Raw genomic sequence first — 3,754 nt, forward strand, 5'->3', positions numbered from 1 at the left:
TCCGCACGGCCTCGATGATCTCCGCTTCCGTGCGGGCCTCGATGTAGTTGCCGGCGGGGCCGCCGACGGCAGCCGTGGTCAGGTCGGAAAGCATGGTGGGAGTCACCAGTCCAGCTTATGGGAAGTTACGGAACCCAAGGGAACACTAGGAAATCTTCCGCGCCACCGGAGACAGCAGGAAGCTCACGACCAGCACGGCCATGACGGCCAGCAGGGAATGCAGGATCCCGACATGCTCGGCCAGCAGCCCCAGCAGCGGCGGGCCGCAAAGGAACGCGCCGTACCCGATGGTGGACACCACGGAGACGCGCGCCGCCGCTTTCGTGGGGTCGTCGGCGGCTGCGGACATGCCGACCGGGAATCCCAGCGATGCCCCGAGCCCCCAGACGGCGAGTGCGGCGTACGCGAGCCAGGGAACGGGCGCGAAAACGAACAACGCCAGCCCCGCCACGGCCAGCGAGGAGCACCAGCGCATCACGGGAACCCGGCCGAACCGGTCCAACGCCACGGTGCCGGCAAACCGGCCGATGGTCATGAACGTGACGAAGATCCCGTAACCGGCGGCACCGGCGGCGTCCGACTGGTGGTGGCCGTCGGCGAGTGCCAGCGCCACCCAGTCCCCCGCCGCCCCCTCCGCGAGGGCAAGTCCCAGGACCATGACGCCGAGCAGCAGCGTCCGCTTGTCCCGCCAGGCCTGTGCGATCTTGCGCTTGTTGTCCAGCGGAGGCTCCTCGGCCTCCGACCCGGCCCGGATGATGGGCAGCGGGCCGGTGGAGGGGTCCTCGAAGTTGTCGGGCCGGTACGTGGAGCCGTACACCACGGGCGTGGCGTCGGCGCGGAACCAGCCGGCCGCCGTCGTCACCGAAACGGCCACGACGACGCCGGCGGCCGCGAGGTGCCAGAACACCGGCATGCCGGAACCGGCCGCCCAGGCCCCCAGCCCGGCACCTGCCACGGTGCCCAGGCTGAACGCGCCGTGGAGGCGCGGCATGATGTGCCGGCCCACGGCCCGCTCCACGGCGGCCCCCTCCACATTGGAAGCAGTGTTCCAGCTCGCCGTGCCCAGACCGATCACCGCCAGCCCGGCGGCAACCGTGAACGGGCTGGCCAGCACAGACGTGCCAAATCCCGCCAGGACCAGTCCGATGCCCACCATGACGCTGCCGGTGCGGATGGTCCGCTTGGAGCCGAGCCGCAGCACGATCAGCCCGGAGGCGGACACCGAGAGAAACGAGCCGGCCGTCATGCACAGCAGGAGCAGCCCGATGGTCCCGGGCGTGAGGTTCAGTCCGTCGCGGATCGCGGGCAGGCGGGACACCCAGGAGGCGAAGGCGATGCCGCTGGCGCCGTACGCCACCACCACCGCGTTGCGCCAGAGGGTGACCTCCCGCGCCCGGACTGCGGTTGAGCTCAAGAGCGGATCACGTTTCAGGACACCTTGACGAGGGCCTGGGCCTTCACGAGGACTTTCTGCCCGTCAAAGACCACGGCGAGGTCCACGCGCGCGGTGCGTGCCTCGGCGTCGAGCGCCCCGATGGCGCCGGTCACTTCGATGAGGGCGCCGGCGGCGCCGGTTCCGGTCGTGTCGGCCACCAGTACCGGCTTGGTGAAGCGGGTCTGGTAATCGACGACGGCGGCGGGGTCGCCTGCCCAGTCGGAGACGAGCTGCACGGCCGCTCCCATGGTGAACATGCCGTGCGCGATGACGCCCGGGAGCTCCACGCCGGTGGCGAAGGCTTCGTTCCAGTGGATGGGGTTGAAGTCGCCGGACGCGCCGGCGTACTTGACCAGGTCCTGCCGGGTGACGTCGATGCTGCGGGCGCCGATGTCCTGGCCGACGCTGAGTTCTTCGAATGTTGGGCTCATGGCTACTGTCCCTCTCCGCGGACCAGGATGGATGACTTGGTGGTGGACACGGGCTCGCGCCCGTCGCCGTCCGTGAGCGCAAAGATCTCGGCGCGGGTGGTGATCATGGCGCCGCCGCCCATGGCACGGACGCCGTCGACGTGCAGCTCGGCCACGAGGCGGTCGCCGGCGAAGATGGGGCGGTGGTGGGTGAAGCGCTGGTCTGCGTGGACCACACGGGAGAAGTCGATGCCGGCCTCCGGGTCCTCGATCAGCTGCGCGTCGGCTCGCTGGGCGATGATGATCGCGAACGTGGGCGGTGCAACGAGGTCGCGGTGGCCCAGGCCCTTCGCGGCGTCGACGTCAAAGTGGGCGGGGTGGGTGGCCTTGACCGCGCGGGCAAACTCGCGGATTTTCTCGCGGCCGACGTCGTACACCTCTGCGGCAGGGTAGCTTCGGCCCTGCAGATCCGGATTGATAGTCATGGCCTCAAGCCTATCGGGGTCGCCGCGGACCACCCAGTACGCGGCTACTTCCGGAGGTTCTTGCGGACCTGCTGGCCCCGGATCACCATTCCGGCCATGTGCAGCACGAGCCCGAGGCCGATCACGGGCAGCGACGCCACCATGAGCCCCTGGTTGTGCGCGGCATTCCCCGCAATGTTGAGGATGATGCCTGCGGCGATCAGGCCCATCGCGCTGAAAACCAGGACTTTGTATGAGGCGGGCGCCGAGGCCCAGAATTCGTTCAGCACCGTGCCAGTTTACCCGGCTTCAGAACAGGGCCTCCTGCACGGCGGGCACCTCGGAGCTGAACTCGCCCGGCTCGATCAGACGCGCCTTCAGCAGCCCCAGGTCTGTCTCTTATACACATCTAGATGTGTATAAGAGACAGATGCAGGACGGCCGTCGGCCGTGACGCGGGTTCCGCGTGGAGGTCTACCCTGGCTAGAGCGCCACGCCGATCAGCAGCGGCTCCGGGTGGAGTTCAATGCCAAAACGCCCGACGACGCCGGCGCGCACCTCGCGCGCGATCGCCAGCATGTCCGCGGCGCTGGCGGAACCCCGGTTAGTGATGGCCAGGGTGTGCTTGGTGGAAAGCGAGGCCCTGCCGCCGGAGACGCTGCCGGCCTCCAGGCCGAAGCCCTTGCCGAACCCGGCCTGGTCGATCAGCCAGGCGGCAGAGAGCTTCACGAGGCCGTCGGAACCGGCCGGATACTGCGGCGCGCTCTCCGGGAGGCCGGCTGCTACACCGGCGGGGACGATGGGGTTGGTGAAGAACGAGCCGGTGGAGTAGGTATCGCGGTCGGCGGGATCCAGCACCATGCCCTTCGATGCGCGCAGCCGGAGGACCTCGCGCCGGACGTCGTTGGCGTAGGCCCGCTGGCCCTGCTCGACGCCGAGGACCCTGGCCAGTTCGGCGTACCGGATGGGCGCGCTCATCCGGCCCAGCGGCAGCTGGAACTCGACAGTGAGCACCACATAGCGCGGGGAACCGTTGACGGTGGTCTGCTTAAGGATGGAGTCCCGGTAGCCGAACTTGAGCTCCGAGCTGGTGAAGGTCTTCACTGCGTTGCGTTCCCGGTCCCAGGTGCGGACCGCCGCGATGGTCTGCGCAACGTCCGCGCCGTACGCGCCCACGTTCTGCACCGGCGTTGCGCCGGTGGCGCCGGGAATGCCGGACAGCGCTTCGATCCCGGACCACGCGTGCAGCACCGCGTGCTGCACCAGGGCATCCCAGTTGTGGCCTGCCTGGACCACCACCGCCACACCGCCGCAGGAGTCCTCGGCGTTAACCTTGAACCCCTCGGAGGCGATCCTGACCACCGTCCCGGGGAACCCGTCGTCGGAAATCAGCAGGTTGGAACCGCCGCCAATAATCAGCACCGGTTCCCCCGCCGCGTCTGCCG

General features: G+C 69.1%; 6 protein-coding genes. 1 reads left to right on the plus strand and 5 read right to left on the minus strand.

Annotated elements, in window-relative coordinates:
• Nucleotides 1–145: 145 nt before the first annotated feature.
• Genes B1A87_RS22325 through B1A87_RS22340 form a run of 4 tightly spaced genes read right to left on the minus strand, consistent with a single transcriptional unit; the run spans nucleotide 146 to nucleotide 2,599 of the window.
• Nucleotides 146–1,414, minus strand: a complete 1,269-nt coding sequence (locus B1A87_RS22325) for a sugar MFS transporter (protein WP_078027279.1) — start codon at nucleotides 1,412–1,414, stop codon at nucleotides 146–148.
• A 14-nt stretch (nucleotides 1,415–1,428) separates the two neighbouring features.
• Nucleotides 1,429–1,866: a MaoC family dehydratase gene (locus B1A87_RS22330; protein WP_078027280.1), complete on the minus strand. Its 438-nt coding sequence runs from the start codon at nucleotides 1,864–1,866 to the stop codon at nucleotides 1,429–1,431.
• A 2-nt stretch (nucleotides 1,867–1,868) separates the two neighbouring features.
• Nucleotides 1,869–2,330, minus strand: a complete 462-nt coding sequence (locus B1A87_RS22335) for a MaoC family dehydratase N-terminal domain-containing protein (RefSeq protein WP_078027338.1) — start codon at nucleotides 2,328–2,330, stop codon at nucleotides 1,869–1,871.
• Between the two features lie 44 nt (nucleotides 2,331–2,374).
• A complete protein-coding gene (locus B1A87_RS22340) occupies nucleotides 2,375–2,599 on the minus strand; it encodes a DUF3188 domain-containing protein (RefSeq protein ID WP_078027281.1) in 225 nt (74 codons plus the stop codon).
• Between the two features lies 1 nt (nucleotide 2,600).
• On the opposite strand from B1A87_RS22340, the gene B1A87_RS24450 reads away from it, so the two are divergent.
• Entirely contained in the window at nucleotides 2,601–2,732 is a 132-nt protein-coding gene (locus B1A87_RS24450; protein ID WP_260681132.1) for a hypothetical protein, read from the plus strand.
• A gap of 60 nt (nucleotides 2,733–2,792) precedes the next feature.
• On the opposite strand, the gene B1A87_RS22345 is transcribed toward B1A87_RS24450, so the two are convergent.
• The coding region (locus tag B1A87_RS22345) for a UDP-N-acetylmuramate dehydrogenase (protein WP_144275949.1) at nucleotides 2,793–3,754 on the minus strand (962 nt) is incomplete at its 5' end.

Source organism: Arthrobacter sp. KBS0703 (assembly GCF_002008315.2).
GTDB lineage: Bacteria > Actinomycetota > Actinomycetes > Actinomycetales > Micrococcaceae > Arthrobacter.

Excerpts from the sequence above, each read along its gene's own strand:
- B1A87_RS22330 (WP_078027280.1), bottom strand. The coding sequence starts at position 1,866 with ATGAGCCCAACATTCGAAGAACTCAGCGTCGGCCAGGACATCGGCGCC.
- B1A87_RS22335 (WP_078027338.1), bottom strand. The coding sequence starts at position 2,330 with ATGACTATCAATCCGGATCTGCAGGGCCGAAGCTACCCTGCCGCAGAG.